This is a genomic window from Mesorhizobium sp. M2A.F.Ca.ET.067.02.1.1, from assembly GCF_004023285.1.
Classification (GTDB): Bacteria; Pseudomonadota; Alphaproteobacteria; order Rhizobiales; family Rhizobiaceae; genus Mesorhizobium.
The window spans coordinates 1-407 of record NZ_RZSB01001467.1 but is presented as its reverse complement, the minus strand read 5'-3'; the positions used below and the strand labels follow the sequence as shown (position 1 = coordinate 407).

Genomic DNA, 407 nt, shown 5'->3' with positions numbered 1-407 from the left:
GCTCAAAGGCATGCGCAAGCGCGGCGAGGCGGTGGCGCAGGTCGAGGCGACGCTGCATATGCGCGTGGCGCCGGACCGCTGGCAGACTTTCATGCGGCCGGGCAAGCGCATCGCCGCCGGCGACCGCATCCATTTCGGTCATGACGGCAGTTCCTGCTTCCTCGGCCAGCTTGACGCGACGGTGCTCGAAAAGGGCGAGGCTGGCGAGGCGCTGCTCGGTTTCGACCTTTCCGGGCCGTTCCTCGACGAGGCGCTGCACGCCTTCGGCCACATTCCGCTGCCGCCCTATATCGCCTCGAAGCGCGACGATGACGAGCGTGACCGCGCCGACTACCAGACCATCTATGCCAGGGAAGAGGGCGCGGTCGCTGCCCCCACCGCCGGGCTGCATTTCACGCCGGAATTGT

General features: G+C 67.8%; 1 protein-coding gene. It reads left to right on the top strand.

Annotated features, from left to right (window positions below; genetic code table 11):
* The coding region (locus EOA28_RS38345) for an S-adenosylmethionine:tRNA ribosyltransferase-isomerase (protein ID WP_189342442.1) at positions 1-407 on the top strand (407 nt) is incomplete at both ends.